The organism is Tunturiibacter empetritectus, from assembly GCF_014201375.1.
Taxonomy (GTDB): Bacteria; Acidobacteriota; Terriglobia; order Terriglobales; family Acidobacteriaceae; genus Edaphobacter; species Edaphobacter lichenicola_D.
The window spans coordinates 247223-261585 of record NZ_JACHDZ010000002.1 but is presented as its reverse complement, the minus strand read 5'-3'; the positions used below and the strand labels follow the sequence as shown (position 1 = coordinate 261585).

General features: G+C 61.3%; 15 protein-coding genes. 9 read left to right on the top strand and 6 right to left on the bottom strand.

The window, feature by feature from the left end:
• Nucleotides 1-6: 6 nt before the first annotated feature.
• Nucleotides 7-489, bottom strand: coding sequence for a hypothetical protein (locus HDF10_RS07120; RefSeq protein ID WP_183811965.1), 483 nt, complete (start codon nucleotides 487-489; stop codon nucleotides 7-9).
• A gap of 268 nt (nucleotides 490-757) precedes the next feature.
• On the opposite strand from HDF10_RS07120, the gene HDF10_RS07115 reads away from it, so the two are divergent.
• From HDF10_RS07115 to HDF10_RS07100, 4 genes are all read left to right on the top strand, one after another.
• Nucleotides 758-1825: a hypothetical protein gene (locus HDF10_RS07115; RefSeq protein ID WP_183811963.1), complete on the top strand. Its 1068-nt coding sequence runs from the start codon at nucleotides 758-760 to the stop codon at nucleotides 1823-1825.
• Between the two features lie 187 nt (nucleotides 1826-2012).
• The gene (locus HDF10_RS07110; RefSeq protein WP_260177710.1) at nucleotides 2013-2387 is read left to right on the top strand and encodes an STAS domain-containing protein; all 375 of its coding nucleotides are present in this window, start codon (nucleotides 2013-2015) and stop codon (nucleotides 2385-2387) included.
• A gap of 410 nt (nucleotides 2388-2797) precedes the next feature.
• On the top strand, nucleotides 2798-3475 hold the full coding sequence (gene rpe / locus HDF10_RS07105) for a ribulose-phosphate 3-epimerase (protein ID WP_183811961.1): 678 nt from the start codon (nucleotides 2798-2800) through the stop codon (nucleotides 3473-3475).
• Nucleotides 3476-3575: 100 nt separating this feature from the next.
• The gene (locus HDF10_RS07100; RefSeq protein WP_183811959.1) at nucleotides 3576-5297 is read left to right on the top strand and encodes an outer membrane protein assembly factor BamD; all 1722 of its coding nucleotides are present in this window, start codon (nucleotides 3576-3578) and stop codon (nucleotides 5295-5297) included.
• 85 nt (nucleotides 5298-5382) lie between these two features.
• On the opposite strand, the gene HDF10_RS07095 is transcribed toward HDF10_RS07100, so the two are convergent.
• A complete protein-coding gene (locus HDF10_RS07095; RefSeq protein WP_183811957.1) occupies nucleotides 5383-5913 on the bottom strand; it encodes a hypothetical protein in 531 nt (176 codons plus the stop codon).
• A gap of 111 nt (nucleotides 5914-6024) precedes the next feature.
• Nucleotides 6025-6519, bottom strand: coding sequence for a polymer-forming cytoskeletal protein (locus tag HDF10_RS07090; RefSeq protein ID WP_183811955.1), 495 nt, complete (start codon nucleotides 6517-6519; stop codon nucleotides 6025-6027).
• 120 nt (nucleotides 6520-6639) lie between these two features.
• On the opposite strand from HDF10_RS07090, the gene HDF10_RS07085 reads away from it, so the two are divergent.
• Complete coding sequence (locus HDF10_RS07085; protein ID WP_183811953.1) at nucleotides 6640-9450, top strand: valine--tRNA ligase; 2811 nt, start codon at nucleotides 6640-6642, stop codon at nucleotides 9448-9450.
• A gap of 87 nt (nucleotides 9451-9537) precedes the next feature.
• Nucleotides 9538-10395, top strand: coding sequence for an ATP-binding response regulator (locus tag HDF10_RS07080; RefSeq protein ID WP_183811951.1), 858 nt, complete (start codon nucleotides 9538-9540; stop codon nucleotides 10393-10395).
• 13 nt (nucleotides 10396-10408) lie between these two features.
• Here HDF10_RS07080 and HDF10_RS07075 read toward each other — a convergent pair whose 3' ends face one another.
• From HDF10_RS07075 to HDF10_RS07065, 3 genes are read right to left on the bottom strand one after another with little or no spacing between them, the layout of a single operon-like run.
• Nucleotides 10409-10822, bottom strand: coding sequence for an LIC_13387 family protein (locus HDF10_RS07075; protein WP_183811949.1), 414 nt, complete (start codon nucleotides 10820-10822; stop codon nucleotides 10409-10411).
• An 8-nt stretch (nucleotides 10823-10830) separates the two neighbouring features.
• Nucleotides 10831-11358 carry an SRPBCC family protein gene (locus HDF10_RS07070; protein ID WP_221271535.1) on the bottom strand — a complete coding sequence of 176 codons (528 nt, stop codon included), beginning with the start codon at nucleotides 11356-11358 and terminating at the stop codon, nucleotides 10831-10833.
• A 1-nt stretch (nucleotide 11359) separates the two neighbouring features.
• Nucleotides 11360-11665 carry an ArsR/SmtB family transcription factor gene (locus HDF10_RS07065; RefSeq protein WP_183811947.1) on the bottom strand — a complete coding sequence of 102 codons (306 nt, stop codon included), beginning with the start codon at nucleotides 11663-11665 and terminating at the stop codon, nucleotides 11360-11362.
• A 287-nt stretch (nucleotides 11666-11952) separates the two neighbouring features.
• Between HDF10_RS07065 and HDF10_RS07060 the strand changes: the two genes are divergently transcribed.
• The 3 genes from HDF10_RS07060 (at nucleotide 11953) to HDF10_RS07050 (ending at nucleotide 14256) form a co-directional block, all read left to right on the top strand.
• A complete protein-coding gene (locus HDF10_RS07060; protein WP_183811945.1) occupies nucleotides 11953-12174 on the top strand; it encodes a hypothetical protein in 222 nt (73 codons plus the stop codon).
• A gap of 98 nt (nucleotides 12175-12272) precedes the next feature.
• Nucleotides 12273-13232: an ABC transporter ATP-binding protein gene (locus HDF10_RS07055; protein WP_183811943.1), complete on the top strand. Its 960-nt coding sequence runs from the start codon at nucleotides 12273-12275 to the stop codon at nucleotides 13230-13232.
• Nucleotides 13225-14256, top strand: coding sequence for an ABC transporter permease (locus HDF10_RS07050; RefSeq protein WP_183811941.1), 1032 nt, complete (start codon nucleotides 13225-13227; stop codon nucleotides 14254-14256). The genes HDF10_RS07055 and HDF10_RS07050 overlap by 8 nt, the downstream gene beginning before the upstream one ends.
• Nucleotides 14257-14363: the final 107 nt, after the last annotated feature.

The window sequence follows — 14363 nt, the reverse complement described above, 5'->3', positions numbered from 1 at the left end:
GCGGCTTCAATGCGGTTCGATCTCACCCTTGTAGAGCAACTTGCCCGGCACGAACTCGGTGGCGATGCCGAAGAGAGCGCCCAGCAGGCCGCCAGCGCGGGCCAGGCCGCCGGTGAACTTGGCGTTGTTGGTCGTGTTGGCATTCTTGATGCCGGAGTCGACGATGGCACCGATGCCCGCACCAGCGCCTGCGCCGAGAAGCGCTCCTCCGATCACCGACCCGGTCGCGTTGCGGGTGCGAATGAATCGAATGTCAGTTTTGCGGAGGGAGATCGAGCGATCGGCTCCAGCTTGCCTCTTGTGACAGACCAGACCGTCGCCATCGGCTGAGTCGAAGGCACAGAAGAACTTCTGTTGGGACAGCGCTATCCGGATAGACGTGCCAGCCTTGAGGCTCTCCACGCGTTGCCAGTCTTGCGCCGGCTGTTGCGCCAGCCCTGCTGCTGGAGCGGCGAAGAGCAAGGTGAGACCTAGGAGAAGGTGCAGCACACTGACGCGGATTCGGCCCTCCCCTTGATCCTTTGATGATCCTTGATCCCTTGATCGGGCATCACTATAGCCCTCCTCACAGAGTCTGGGCAAGCGTTCTATGCGCTGGCTCATCCACGCACCCACTAGCGTCAGAGCTTCGTTCCCTAAGCTTTTCGTTGCTTTTGGTGATCTGGTTCAAGTACGCTCTGCTGCGCGCTTGCTGAGTTGTTCACCCTGGCGCTGAACCTTGATTCCCTAACCCCGATTCCCTACCCCCGGAGCTATAGTGCCCCCTCCCTTCCGTAGCAGCCTCCAGCTTGGTTCACTGCTCGGAATCACAGGTGTTTTTGTTTTGTTAGGCACGCCGATATGCTCTGCGAGTCCTGCTGCCGCTATTGATCCGGGAGCCGTCAGGCCAGCGGCATCGGCTGAGACGGGAGCAGCGGCAGAGCCTGAAACATCGTTCAACTCCCTCCCCAATGCTCCGATCCCAAACGCTGTTTTGATGGCGGGCGGAGCGTCCCATGCCTCGGGCGATGAAGCCAGGAAGGACCTGGGCGCTGAGTCTCCTGCGCATGCGCTAACGTTCCTGCGCACTGGCGACAGTGTGGTGAGGCCGTCATCAGCGGAGGGTGAGCTGGGAAGGGAGCAGCTGACCGAGGGCTGCGAGAGCGGCAGAATCAAGGGGAAGGCGTGCAAGGTGCGCTGGCTCCCGATTCTGTGGCAGTCGTTCGAGTGGTTAACGGCGCAGCACGCTGGGAACATTCTGCTGGATTCGGAAACCCGAAACGACCTTACCTCGAATCCTTACTGGTCCACCTATGTCTACTGCGTCGAGCACTATCGCTGGTACCAGTGGTCGGACGATACGACCTTCATCGTGCATAACATCGGGCATCCGATGATGGGAGGCATTACCAGCAGCATCTTCGAGCAGAACGATCCCAAGGCGCGGGCGCTGGTGTTTGAGAACAACAGCAACTACTGGCGCAGCCGGCTGAAGGCAATGGCGTGGTCGGCGGTGTACAGCGCGCAATGGAAGGTTGGGCCGGTGAGCGAGGCTTCAATCGGCAACAGCGGACGGAACACCTACTATGTCGCCCATCTGGGGCGCACGACCAATGAGACCGGCTTTCAGGACTTCGTGATCACGCCGGTCTACGGCTTCGGGTGGAACGTCGGCGAGGATGCGATAGACCGCTACCTGATGCCGAAGATCCACGCGCATGTGAAGAACCGCTTCTACCTGACGGCGCTGTCCGTAATGACGCCGTGCAAGGGGGCCGCGAACCTGCTGCGATGGAAGCCAACCTACTACCGGGACACGGCCTACGCGCCGCCGGGCAGCAATTAGCTAATTCCAATCACCTCGAAAACAGCGCGGCGGAGAGATCTTCTTCCCCAGTTTCGCTCCTATCTCGATCCCTGTCTCGATGCGAAGCATGGCAACCTCGTCCCGGCAAGAGGCGCACCAGTGTGCAAGAATACTCCGGTTGGATTATCGTCTCTGTGTATTCATTCCTGCTCGATGGAGCTATCAGATGCCTGAAGAAGTAGCCGCCAAACTGCCTGAAGAAGTACCCGCCAAGCCGCTAACCTATGACGTTAAACGTGAAGGGGAAACTGCCGTCGTAAAGTGCCATGGTCGCCTGGTGGCGGGCCTCACGGATGGCTTTTACAAGGAACTGAAGGAAGTTGCCTCCAGCAGCAAGGTGCTGGTACTCGATCTCGAAGACCTGACCTATGTGGACAGCATGGGACTGGGCACGATCGTGCGGCTGTATGCTCACGCGAAGGGCGCAGGGTGTGAGTTCCAGCTGCTGCACCTCGGCAAGCAGTTACGAAACCTGTTGAAGATGACCAATCTGCTGTCGACTCTCGCCTCGGCGGAAGGGCATGGGATTAATGTCGCCTAAGCTCTGGTCCTGAGCCGTGATGACCCTGAGAATCGATAGCGGGTTCGTTCGAATGCCTCTTCAGCTGCTGACCGCCCGACACATAGGGCGGATCGTGTCACGCAAACGGTCTACGGTATCCCAAGAAATTTAAACGGCTTGCTCACCACAAATCCTTTACAGCACTCCCAGCATAGACATGACTCTGGTTCCTTCCCAGGTCAAGCTTCTCCACCTTCCCGGTCTCAGCGGAGAAATCGATATCACTCAGAACAAGCAGGAAGGAACAAAGCCAACGAATCGTCCTCGGCATAAAACCTCCGCCAGCACTAGTTCGGCAAGCATATAACTGACTACTTCCGTTCGCACCCCCCAGTCAAAGAAAATTCATGGTCTCGCGCTGATAAACTCACATTCAGGAGCGAACCCCCGTGATCGAACTGGCAGCATCCATCCTCGCCGCAGACTTCGCCCACCTCGCCGACGAAGTCGCCCTCGTGGAGCGCGGTGGAGCCACCCTCCTCCACGTCGACATCATGGACGGCCACTTCGTCCCCAACATCACCTTCGGGCCGCCCGTCGTCAAAGCCCTCCGCCCCATCACCAAACTCCCCCTCGACTGCCACCTGATGGTCGAAAACCCCGACGACTTCATCCACGACTTCGCCGAGGCCGGCGCCGACATGATGAGCGTCCACCAGGAGGTCTGCCGTCACCTCTATCGCACCCTCCAGCAGATCATCGACCACGGCATGTTGCCCGCCGTCGTCATCAACCCCGCAACCCCTATCGACACGCTGGTGGAAGTCCTTCCCATCGTGCACCACGTGCTGGTGATGAGCGTGAATCCTGGCTTCGGCGGACAGAAGTTCCTGCCGCTGGCGCTCGACAAGATCGCCCACCTCGCCGAACTCCGCGAGGAGATGGGCCTCAACTTTCGCATCGAAGTAGACGGCGGTGTTGCTCACGATACCGTCGCTCAAGTCGTCGAAGCAGGAGCCGACATGCTCGTGGCCGGCTCAGCCATCTTCAGCCCCGGCAAGACCGAGCAGAACGCTGTGGAATTTCTCAAAATCGCACGGGCAGCCGTCCCCGCACAAGTAGCATAAGCGCGGCCCAAGTCCCGCAGTAGTAAGGATCAGACAGGAACGATTAGAATAGAACACAGCCTGAGCGCTGACCGCGCGAGGCGGATGGGGTCTATAGCGGATGAATAAACGTTCTTTCTTTCCAACTCTCAGGGCCGGCACGCTGGCCGGAGTCGCAATCGCCAGCTTGATGATCGGCTCCATCGGAGCCCTGGCCCAGGTAGCCGGCTCCTCCCAGACAACCACCGACGCCAACGGTCAGCAGCACGAGAGCGTGACCCTCTCCGCAACACCGAACAACAAAAAGGACAAAGTCGTCCCGTCCAAGGACACAAAAAAAGAGCTCCGCAAAGAGAAGGCGATGAAGCCGGCCGAGAAACCGGACGCCAAACTTCCCGACAAGGTGCTCTACGACAAGGCCGTCGACGCCACCAAGCGCGGACACTTCGACGTCGCCCGCCTCGACCTGCAGACCCTGCTCAACACCTATCCAGACTCGCAGTATCAGATGAAGGCCAAGCTCGCCATCGGAGACAGCTGGTACAAGGAAGGTGGCACCGCAGCCCTCACCCAGGCCGAGCAGGAGTACAAGGACTTCATCACCTTCTTCCCCAACGCCCCCGAGGCCGCCGAAGCCCAGATGCGCGTAGGCGACATCTACTTCCGCCAGATGGACAAGCCCGACCGCGACTACGCCAAGGCCACTCACGCTGAAGAAGAGTACCGCCTCATGCTGCAGCAGTTCCCTGAGTCGACCCTGGTGCCCCAGGCCAAGCAGAGACTGCGCGAGGTGCAGGAGGTCATGGCCAATCGCGAGGCCAACATCGCCGCCTTCTACCAGACTCACAACAACTATCCCGCGACCATCGCGCGCTACCAGACCGTCGTCGATACCTATCCGCAGTACAGCCACATGGACGACGTTCTCGTCGGCCTCGGCGATGCGTATGAGGCCGAAGCGCGATTCGTCCGCACCATGAAGCTTCCCGAAGCAGGCAAGGCAAGGCTCGAAAAGATCTATGACGACCAGGCGATCGCCGCCTACAGCAAGGTGATTCTTGAGCACTCCGCCTCACCTCACGTAGAAGACGCCCGCGACCGTCTCGACACCATGAACGTCAAGATTCCGCAGCCGACCCCCGAGCAGATCGCCGCCAGCGTCGCGCTTGAAAACAGCCGCCGTCAATATCGTCTGCAGGATCGCGCTCGTCTGCTCGTCCTCCATCAGCCTGACGTCGTCATGGCCGCCCGCGATGGAGAGCCGACCCTCGCCGACCCAACTCCCACCATTGCGCCTCACGTTGTGAACCGGATCACGACCGACTTCCACGAAGCAATGAGCCCCAACGCGCCCGCCGCCGGTGGACCGCTCAACGCCAAGCCCGCGACGACAACAGCGGATGCAGCGCCCGCAGCAGAAGGTGGAGCACCGGCAGCACCCGCCGCGCCTCTGGCTCTCTCGGACGTCCCTGCCGCCGACCCCGGTGCCGCCAGCGGAGCATCGTCGACGACCAGCATCTCCGGCGCAGCACCAACCCCGCCCGCATCCTCCAGCAACCGCATCGGCGGAGTCGAGATTCTCAACTCCGGCGCCTCCGGAACCACCGTCCCTGCCGATGGCGGCCTGAAGGCGGTTGGACCAACCAACTCCACTCCTCTCCCCGCGGTTGAAAAGGCTGCCGCTGCCCCCGACGCAGTCAACGATATCAAGCCCGGAACTCAACCCGCCGCACAGACCGGCAACGCCAACGGAAAGAACAAGAAGCCCGACTTCAACAAGGGCGACGAGTCCGACAGCAAGCACAAGAAGAAAAAGGGCTTAAACAAGCTGAACCCGTTCTAATCTCTTCGAACCTCTTTCTCATCAAACAAAAAAGGATGCAGCCATAAGCGCCGCATCCTTTTTTGTCGTCTGGAACGCACTCCGCTCAGGAGTTCTGATTAACAGCAATACGCCGCCGCACCTGCGGCACAAACAAAGCCGAAAGCAGCAACAACACCAGCACTCCCAGCAAAACCGAAAACAGCGGACTCAACGAGACCCGTGGGTGCGCACTCACCTGCCCATACGCCAGCGGCACATGCGACAGATGCCCGCCCAGCACATATGCGCTCCCCCCAAACGATTCATCGCTCTCATATACAGCATTGCCACCCAGCACCGTCGTATCGCCGCCGATCCGCGCCTGCGAATCGACCACCGCGTTTCCCCCGATCACGGTCGCGCCCTTCGCCACCTGTCCGGTCACGTTCAGGCTGCCGAACAGCACGATGACCCGCCCCGTCACGTCACCCTCCACCTGCACCGAGCAGAAGACACACATCGCATTACGCACCTGTTGGCCCGACGCGACATAAACATCCTCCCCGACATAGGCCCGGTTGCCCGGCGCCTGAGCCAGCGCGGTCGAGGCAAACAGAAGCGTAAAGACGAGGCTGCGGAGCGCAAAGTTCGGCAAAGTTCCCCCAGAGAATGACAGCGAATAACAGCGTGCAGAAGGTGGTACGCATACGCCGCAGGCCAGGTTCCCCAATCCCTTACACTACCCCAGCCCCGGCAAAAACGCCGACTAAAACCCGCGCCCTCTCGGAGGCACCGGATACGGATACCGATTACGCCGAACGATAGACACGATCAGCCAGATCAGTCCCGCGAGTATCAAAAACGGTGCGAGCGGCAACAAAAGCCACAAGCGCCCAGGCAGAACCGTCCGCTCGCCATGAATCGCCGCCCCGTCCCCCAGCTTCAGGTCTCCCGCAGCGATCGCAACATCGCCGCCCACCGACGCATCCTGGCCCAGCTCGAGATCGCCGCCGAGCGAAGCCACATCGCCCGAGATCGTCCTCCCCGAATCGACCACCACCGATCCCAGAAAGGTCGCGATATCTCCCTTCACCTCGCCATGCACCCGCACCGTGCAAAACGCACAGGCGATATCCCCCGCCGTCTCTCCGTCCGCAATCGTAATATCGCCTCCAACACCGGCGCGATCGTTGGAGGTGCGGGCAAACGCGGGTGTACCGGCAACAATCAAAAGAGCAAAAGCGAGGAGCAGTCTACGCATGAATAACCTCGTGGGCTAGTGTACGTGGATGCATGTCTTCGACGAACCGTTTTCCTGCCGCACGAGCCCGCCACCGCATACCAGCGGTTAACGCCCGTCGATGCTACCCTTAAAACACCGATGAGCCAGGAACTTCCAAAAGCATACGATCCGTCCGTTATTGAACAGCGCTGGGCCGAGTACTGGGTCAAAGAACATCTGTTTGACGTTCCGACCTCCGAAACTACGCACGCCGCGCAAAAGAAGTTCACCATTCTTTTGCCGCCGCCCAATGTTACCGGCCGCCTCCACATGGGCCACATGCTCAACCAGGCGGAGATGGACATCCTCACCCGCTGGCATCGCATGCGTGGCGAAACCGCCCTCTGGGTCCCCGGCACCGACCACGCCGGCATCGCCACCCAGATGATGGTCGAGCGCCAGCTCAAAGAAGAGGGCAAGACCCGGCAGGGGCTCGGCCGCAGCGCTTTCGTCAAAAAAGTCTGGGCCTGGCGCGAGCTCTACGGCGGAGCCATCCTCGACCAGATGAAGCGCCTCGGTGCCTCCGTCGACTGGTCCCGCGAGTACTTCACCATGGACGACCGCCTCTCGCCCGCCGTCAACGAGGCCTTCGTCCGCCTCTACGAGCAGGGCCTCATCTACCGCGGCGCGTACATCGTCAACTGGGACCCCAGCATCCAGACCGCCGTCTCCGATCTCGAAGTCGAGCACGAAGAGCGCGTCGGCAAGATCTACCACATCCGCTATCCCCTGGCGGACGGCACAGGCTCCATCGTCATCGCCACCACACGCCCCGAGACCATGCTAGGCGACGTAGCCGTAGCCGTAAACCCCACCGACGAGCGCTACCTCGCACTTCAAGGCAAACTAGTGCGCCTGCCCCTCAGCGCCACCAACGGCAGACCAGACCGCGAGATCCCCATCCTCGCCGACGACTGGGCCAAGCCCGAGTTCGGCACCGGCGCCGTCAAAGTCACGCCCGCGCACGACGCCAACGACTTCGCCATCGGCCAGCGCCACAACCTGCCCAACCTCACCATCCTCGACGAGACCGCCCACGTCCTCCTCCCCGGCTCGCCCTACCACGGCCTCGACCGCTACGCCGCACGCGAGAAGATCGTCGCCGACCTCGAAGCGTTGGGTCTCTTAGTCGAAATCAAGGAGCACACCAACTCCATCGGCCTCTCCCAGCGCACCGGCGTCGTCATCGAGCCGCGCCTCTCGCAGCAGTGGTTTCTCGCCGTCAACAAAACCCCCAGCAACGGCGGCGACAGCATCGCTTCCAAAGCCATCCAGGCCGTCGCCCAGGGCCACATCAAATTCACCCCCGAGATGTACACCAAGGTCTACGACGAGTGGATGAAGAACATCTACGACTGGTGCATCTCCCGCCAGCTCTGGTGGGGCCATCGCATTCCAGCGTGGTACTGCAATGCCTGTTCTGCAATTACCGTGGCGCGAACAACACCCACTCACTGCGCCACCTGCAACTCCGCCGACCTCACCCAGGAGACCGACGTCCTCGACACCTGGTTCTCCTCCGGCCTCCTCCCCTTCACCGTCTTCGGCTGGCCCAACCCAAACCCCGACACCGGTATGCCGGACCTCACCCCAGACCTCGCCACCTTCTACCCCACCGACCTCCTCGTCACCGGCTTCGACATCCTCTTCTTCTGGGTCGCCCGCATGGTCATGCTCGGCACTCACTTCATGCTCGACGTCCCCATGCCCGACGGCAGCAAGCGCACCCTCGCCGACGCCGTCCCCTTCCGCGAGGTCTACATCCACGGCCTAGTCCGCGACGCCAACCGCGAGAAGATGTCCAAGACCAAGGGCAACGTCATCAACCCCATCGACATCATCGAGCGCTTCGGCACCGACGCCGTCCGCTTCACCCTGGCCAGCATGGCCTCGCCCGGCACCGACATCGCCTTCTCGGAAGCCCGCACCGAAGGCTATCGCGCCTTCGCCAACAAGATCTGGAACGCCGCCCGCTTCCTCTTCATGAACGTAGATCGCGCGCGCGAAGCCGGCTACAACATGACCATGCGCGACAGCGGCGTAGTCCCCTCGCTTCAAGACGACACACCACTCGAGACCCGCTGGATCTTCTCCCGCCTCAGCGCTGTCTCCGCCGAAGTCGACCGAGCCCTCGCCGACTACCGCTTCGACGAAGCCGCCAACGCCATCTACCAGTTCTTCTGGGGCGAGTTCTGCGACTGGTACCTCGAACTCGCCAAACTACGTCTCGACTTCACCGAAGGCGCAGAGAAAAATCCAATCACCGCCCTCACCCTCGCCTCACTCGTAGGCGTCTTCGAGAGCGCCCTGCGTCTTCTCAGCCCCTTCATGCCCTTCCTCACCGAAGAGATCTGGCACGCGCTCTACGAAGGCAAGCCGCCGGCGAAATCCATCGCCCTCACCGGCTACCCCCAGGCCAGTGACTTTCCCGCCGACCCCGTAGCCGAGAGCGCCATGAAGACCCTGCAAGAGCTCATCGTCACCGTACGCGGTCTGCGCAAAGAGCTAGGCGTCCCTGAAAAAGAATCGACACCCATCAACATCCACGCAGGCAATCGCGTCCTCGCACTCGCCGACGCCAACGCCGACGTCCTCGCGAAGATGGCCCGCGTCCAATCCGTAGAGTTCGCCAACGAACCACTCACCGGCTCGAACGCCCGCTCCACCGCGGAGTTCGACGTAGCCGTGATGTACGAGCGCCAGATCGACGTCCCCGCCGAACGCGAGCGTCTCACCAAAGACCTCGCCAAGTACGAAAAGGGCCTCGCCTCCGCCGACAAGCAACTCACCAACGAGACCTTCATGTCGAAGGCCCCGGCCCACATCGTCGACGGCCTGCGCAAGCAATCCACCGAAACCCGCATCCTCTATGACAAAACCAAAGCCGCCTTAGACGCTCTCGGCGAATGACGGAGCAGGTCGACCACACCATCGAGCGATGGTCTCGCATAAGTTGATGGTCTAGAATCAACTCGTTCCCGCGTCCCGGAGCACGACATGAGTCGAGTTCTCATCATCGGAAGTCACACCCCGGTCAGCCGCGAGATCGGCCGCTCCCTCATTGCCGCTCACTTGCCTACGCTGTATTCGGCAGGCCCCGTCGATGCCCTGAAGCGATTGCGTACCCGGCGCTTCGACGTCGTCATTACCAGCGCCGATAGCGATATCGATGAGAACCTCGCGCTCCTCGAAGAGATGCGCTCCATCAGGCCCGACCTGAAGTGCATCGTCCTGGCGCAACACAGCACCCCCGACAAGGTCATCGCCGCCCTGCAAGCCCGGGTCTTCGGCTGTTTCACACCTCCCTTCGATACTCAGGAGATCGCGACCTTGGTCGCCAGTGCAGCTTCCGACAACCATTCCCGAGACGACATCGAAATCCTCTCGGCCCGCCCCGGTTGGGTCTCCATCCGCGCCAACTGCCGCCTCGTCACAGCCGAGCGCCTTCTCTCCTTCGCCAAGGAACTCAGCGCCCAACTCCCCGAAGACGCGAGACAGGAGATCATCCAGGCCTTTCGAGAGATCCTGATGAACGCGATGGAACACGGAGCAAAGTTCAATCCCGAGCAGGCCGTCGAAGTGCATGCCATTCGCACCGCCCGCACCATGGTCTTCCGTGTTCGCGACCCCGGCACTGGTTTCCAGAAAGAATCCCTCGCCCACGCGGCTATCGGAAATCCCGCTACCGATCCCACCGCTCACATCCTGCTACGCAAGGAACAGGGAATGCGCGCCGGAGGATATGGTCTTCTTCTCGCAAGCGGCACCGTCGACGAGTTAATCTACAACGCAATCGGCAACGAAGTAATCCTCATCAAATACCTGGATACAACCGCGAACAACGACAAGCCTTGAAGCATAGCTCTATTCATCCAGCAGACCTCTGCATCGAAACCGCGCCCATCATAAAACACAGCGCCCCCAGCGCCGACAACACCGCGGGAGGAACCGCAAAGTAGAGCAGTGACAACACAAAACCAACGCACTGCACCACAAACAATCCCCAGGCAATCGTCCGTGCATCGTTACTCCCGCGCTTCGCCATCGAAGCCAGCATCCACGTCAGCCACGCAATAAAAACTTGCGTCGCTGAGATAGATAAACCGAAGCCTTTATAGAACCCGCCATAGCTGAACGTCGAGCCCGCCTCGGAAAAGTGAACGCTGTTCATCGCATTCCACACGGCGAGGCCCTCCGCCGTATTCGGGCGGAAGGCCAGAAAACCGTAAGTATGGCCCACAGCAAACAGCAGCATCAGCACCGCCGCAGCGCGAAACCACATCGCCGCCTTCACGACGCCTCGTCCGTCTTGGCCGCAAACATCCCCAGCAGAGCGCCCCATCCGCCCTCGGCGTTCACCTGTTCGCGCATCTTCGCGCATCCCGCACCGTGGCGAGTCAGCCCGCGATGCTCCAGCTCCACCAGCGTCGTACCATCATCCGCTGGCGTAAACCGCACCTCCACCTCACTGCATTTACTCAGATCCGGTTCGAACTTCCAGTCCGTCCCAATCTGCCACGCCATCACAAACAAATGCGGCGGCTCCCACTTCAGCACCGAACCCCACGGACAGATCGTCCCATCTTCCTGATCCGTGTAGATCGCGCCCATCGGCCTGCCCTCCACCACCACCCGCTTCATCGGCGAGCTGCCAATGTGGTGCGTCCGCGGCCACCAGCTATCCATCTCCTCGGTAAACACGCGGAAGGCCCGCGCCGCATCGGCTCGCACGCGAATACTCTTCCGCACCGGCTCGACCACCTGAGCCTCTACCTCCATCGTCATCGTGTCCTGCGTATTCAGTTGTCTCTCCGGCATATCACTTCTCCTCTACCTTCGCTTGAAATGCTTCCAGGGCTTCGCCCCAGAAGTTGTCCAGATACTTTCGCAGCGCCGCAAACCCCTTCGGATCCAAACTGTAGTACCGCCGCGTCCCTGCTGCCTCATCGCGCACCAGCTTCGCCTCCTTCAGAACCCGCAGATGCTGCGAGACCGCGGGCCTGCTCACCGTAAGACCGCGCGCCAACTCTCCAACCGGCAGCGGTCCCCGGCGAAGCCTCTCCAATAACAGTCGCCGCGTTACATCCCCAAGGGCATCGAGTTGTCGTTCTTGGTAAGTATTCACTTACCGTAAGCTAATACTTACATAAAAATTTGTCAAACTTTTTCGTCGCTCCATTGTGTCTGAAAGGAAATCGCCGCCGACCAACGGGAGGCCCAAGGCGAAGTCGGTATACCCCCACGAAGTGGGCGCGGCGAACCCGGGGTCCCCGCAAACAGGTCTTCGTTTGCGGGGTGGCCACGCGCAGGGCGCCCGTTCGGCAGGACAGACCTCAACCCCACCTACTTCCCCGGCAATCCACGGCCACGCCTTCTTTTCACCGGAACGCCAGCCGATTTATCATGGAGAGTATGCCGTTTCCGATCAAAGTCTGCGCCATCTGCTCTGAAGAGTTCGAGCTAAAGCCGGATAAACCCGGCTTCGCCAATCGCTGCCCGGAGTGCAGCGCCGAAGAGTCCACCGACCCCGTCACCAAACAACGCATGGACGCCGACGAGCGCAAAAACCAGACCGAAGCCAACGCCGCCCGGCGCCAGGCCATGCGCGAGCTCCTCTACCGCAAAGACAGCTAACAGCCTCGCACTCCCCCTCAGCAACAAGGTTGTCTCCGTCCTTAGCGGTTGCTCGCAATCCCCACCCCGCATACTCTAGGTCCAGGACCTCCATGGCCATGCCCACGCCACAAGCACCCTCCCTCCTGCTGCGCGGACTCCACAAAACGTTCGCCGAAGTCGTAGCCGTCAATGGCCTCGATCTCGAGGTCACACCCGGCGAGTGCTTCGGCCTCCTCGGACCCAACGGCGCGGGAAAGACCACCACCATCGAGATCTGCGAAGGCCTCACCACACCCGACAGCGGCGACGTCGAGCTCCTCGGCCTCAACTGGCGCACCAATGCCGAAGAACTTCGCCAGCGCATCGGCCTCCAACTTCAGGAGACCCAGCTCTCCGAGAAGCTAACCGTCGAAGAGACCCTGCGCCTCTTCCGCAGCTTCTTCCGCCGCGGCATCACCGTCGAAGACTCCATCAAAACCGCCCAGCTCGAAGAGAAGCGCAGCGCCCGCGTAGGCACCCTCTCCGGCGGCCAGAAGCAGCGCCTCGCCATGGCCTGCGCCCTCGTCGGCGATCCCGAACTTCTCTTCCTCGACGAGCCAACCACCGGCCTCGATCCCCAGGCGCGGCGCAACCTCTGGGACCTGCTCGACCGCCTCAAGCAGGAGGGCCGCACCATCATCCTCACCACCCACTACATGGACGAGGCCGAGCGCCTCTGCGACCGCGTCGCCATCATGGATCACGGACGCATCATCGCGCTCGACACCCCACCTCGGCTCATCGCCTCCGTCGGCGGAGAGCACATCGTAGAGTTCGCCGCCACCAGCCACAACAAAGGAGCCAACGGAGCAGCCGCAGTCGATCCTGCCCTGCTGACTGCGATCGAAGGAGTCGAGTCTCACCGCCTCACCGCCGGAACCCACCAACTTTCCGTCCGCGAGCTCCACACCGCCGTGCCAAAGATCTTCTCCGTGCTCGCCTCGCAGGGGCTTCACCTGGACGAGTTCCGCACCCACTCCGCAACGCTCGAAGATGTCTTCGTAGCCCTCACCGGAAGGAACCTGCGCGATGAATAAGCTCGAGCTGAACAGCCTCTATCAACTCACGATGATGCGCTTCCTCCTCTTCCTGCGCGAGCCCGAAGCCATCTTCTGGATCTTCATCTTTCCCATCCTGCTCGCCGCCGGCCTCGGCATCGCCTTCCGCAACCGCCCGCCGGAGGTCCTTCAGGTAGGCGCCACCACGCTGCAACTCACCCAGGCGCTCAACGCCGACAAGGGCCTCACCTCCACCACCATTGACGAGGCCACAGGCACGCAAGCCTTAGCCACGGGACGCATTCTGCTCCTCGCAGTCCAGAGGCCGGACACGACCGTCTACCAGTACGACTCCACCAACCCGGATGCGCGCACCGCGAAGCTACTCGCCGATCGCGCGATCCAAACCGCCGCCGGGAGACACGACACCCTCCCCACCAAAGAGGAGCTGGTGCACGAGACCGGCTCCCGCTACATCGACTTCGTCGTGCCGGGCCTGCTGGGAATGAACCTCATGGGGTCCGCCATGTGGGGCATGGGATTCGCCATCGTAGACGCCAGACAAAAGAAACTCCTCAAACGCCTCGTCGCCTCGCCCATGCCTCGCTGGCAGTACCTCGCATCGTTTCTCCTCTCGCGGCTGGTCATGCTCGTCATCGAAGTCGCAGCCTTTCTCGGCTTCGCCCGCCTCGTCTTCGGTGTGCCCTTTCGTGGATCGATCGCGCAACTGGCCCTCCTCTGTATCCTCACATCACTGGCCTTCTCCGCCCTGGGTCTGCTCACCGCCTCCCGCGCCAAAACCATCGAAGCCGTCTCCGGTCTCATGAACTTCGTCATGTTTCCCATGTGGATCTTCTCCGGAGTCTTCTTCTCCTCCACACGTTTTCCCGCAGTCGTCCAGCCCCTGATCAGAGCCCTGCCCCTCACCGCGGCAATCGACGCCATGCGAGGAAACATGCTCCAGGGCATGACCCTGCAACAACTCCTCGCCCCCGTAGCCATCCTCCTGGCGTGGCTCGTAATCCCCTTCGCCATCTCCCTCCGCATCTTCCGCTGGCGCTAGTTCGGATGCCGTGGATTCCGCGAAAGGTCGGCGGAGATACCCGAACCCCGAGAAGCTTCTAAATCATCTACCAGGGCCGGCCATTTTCCTCACAGAGAAGTACAACG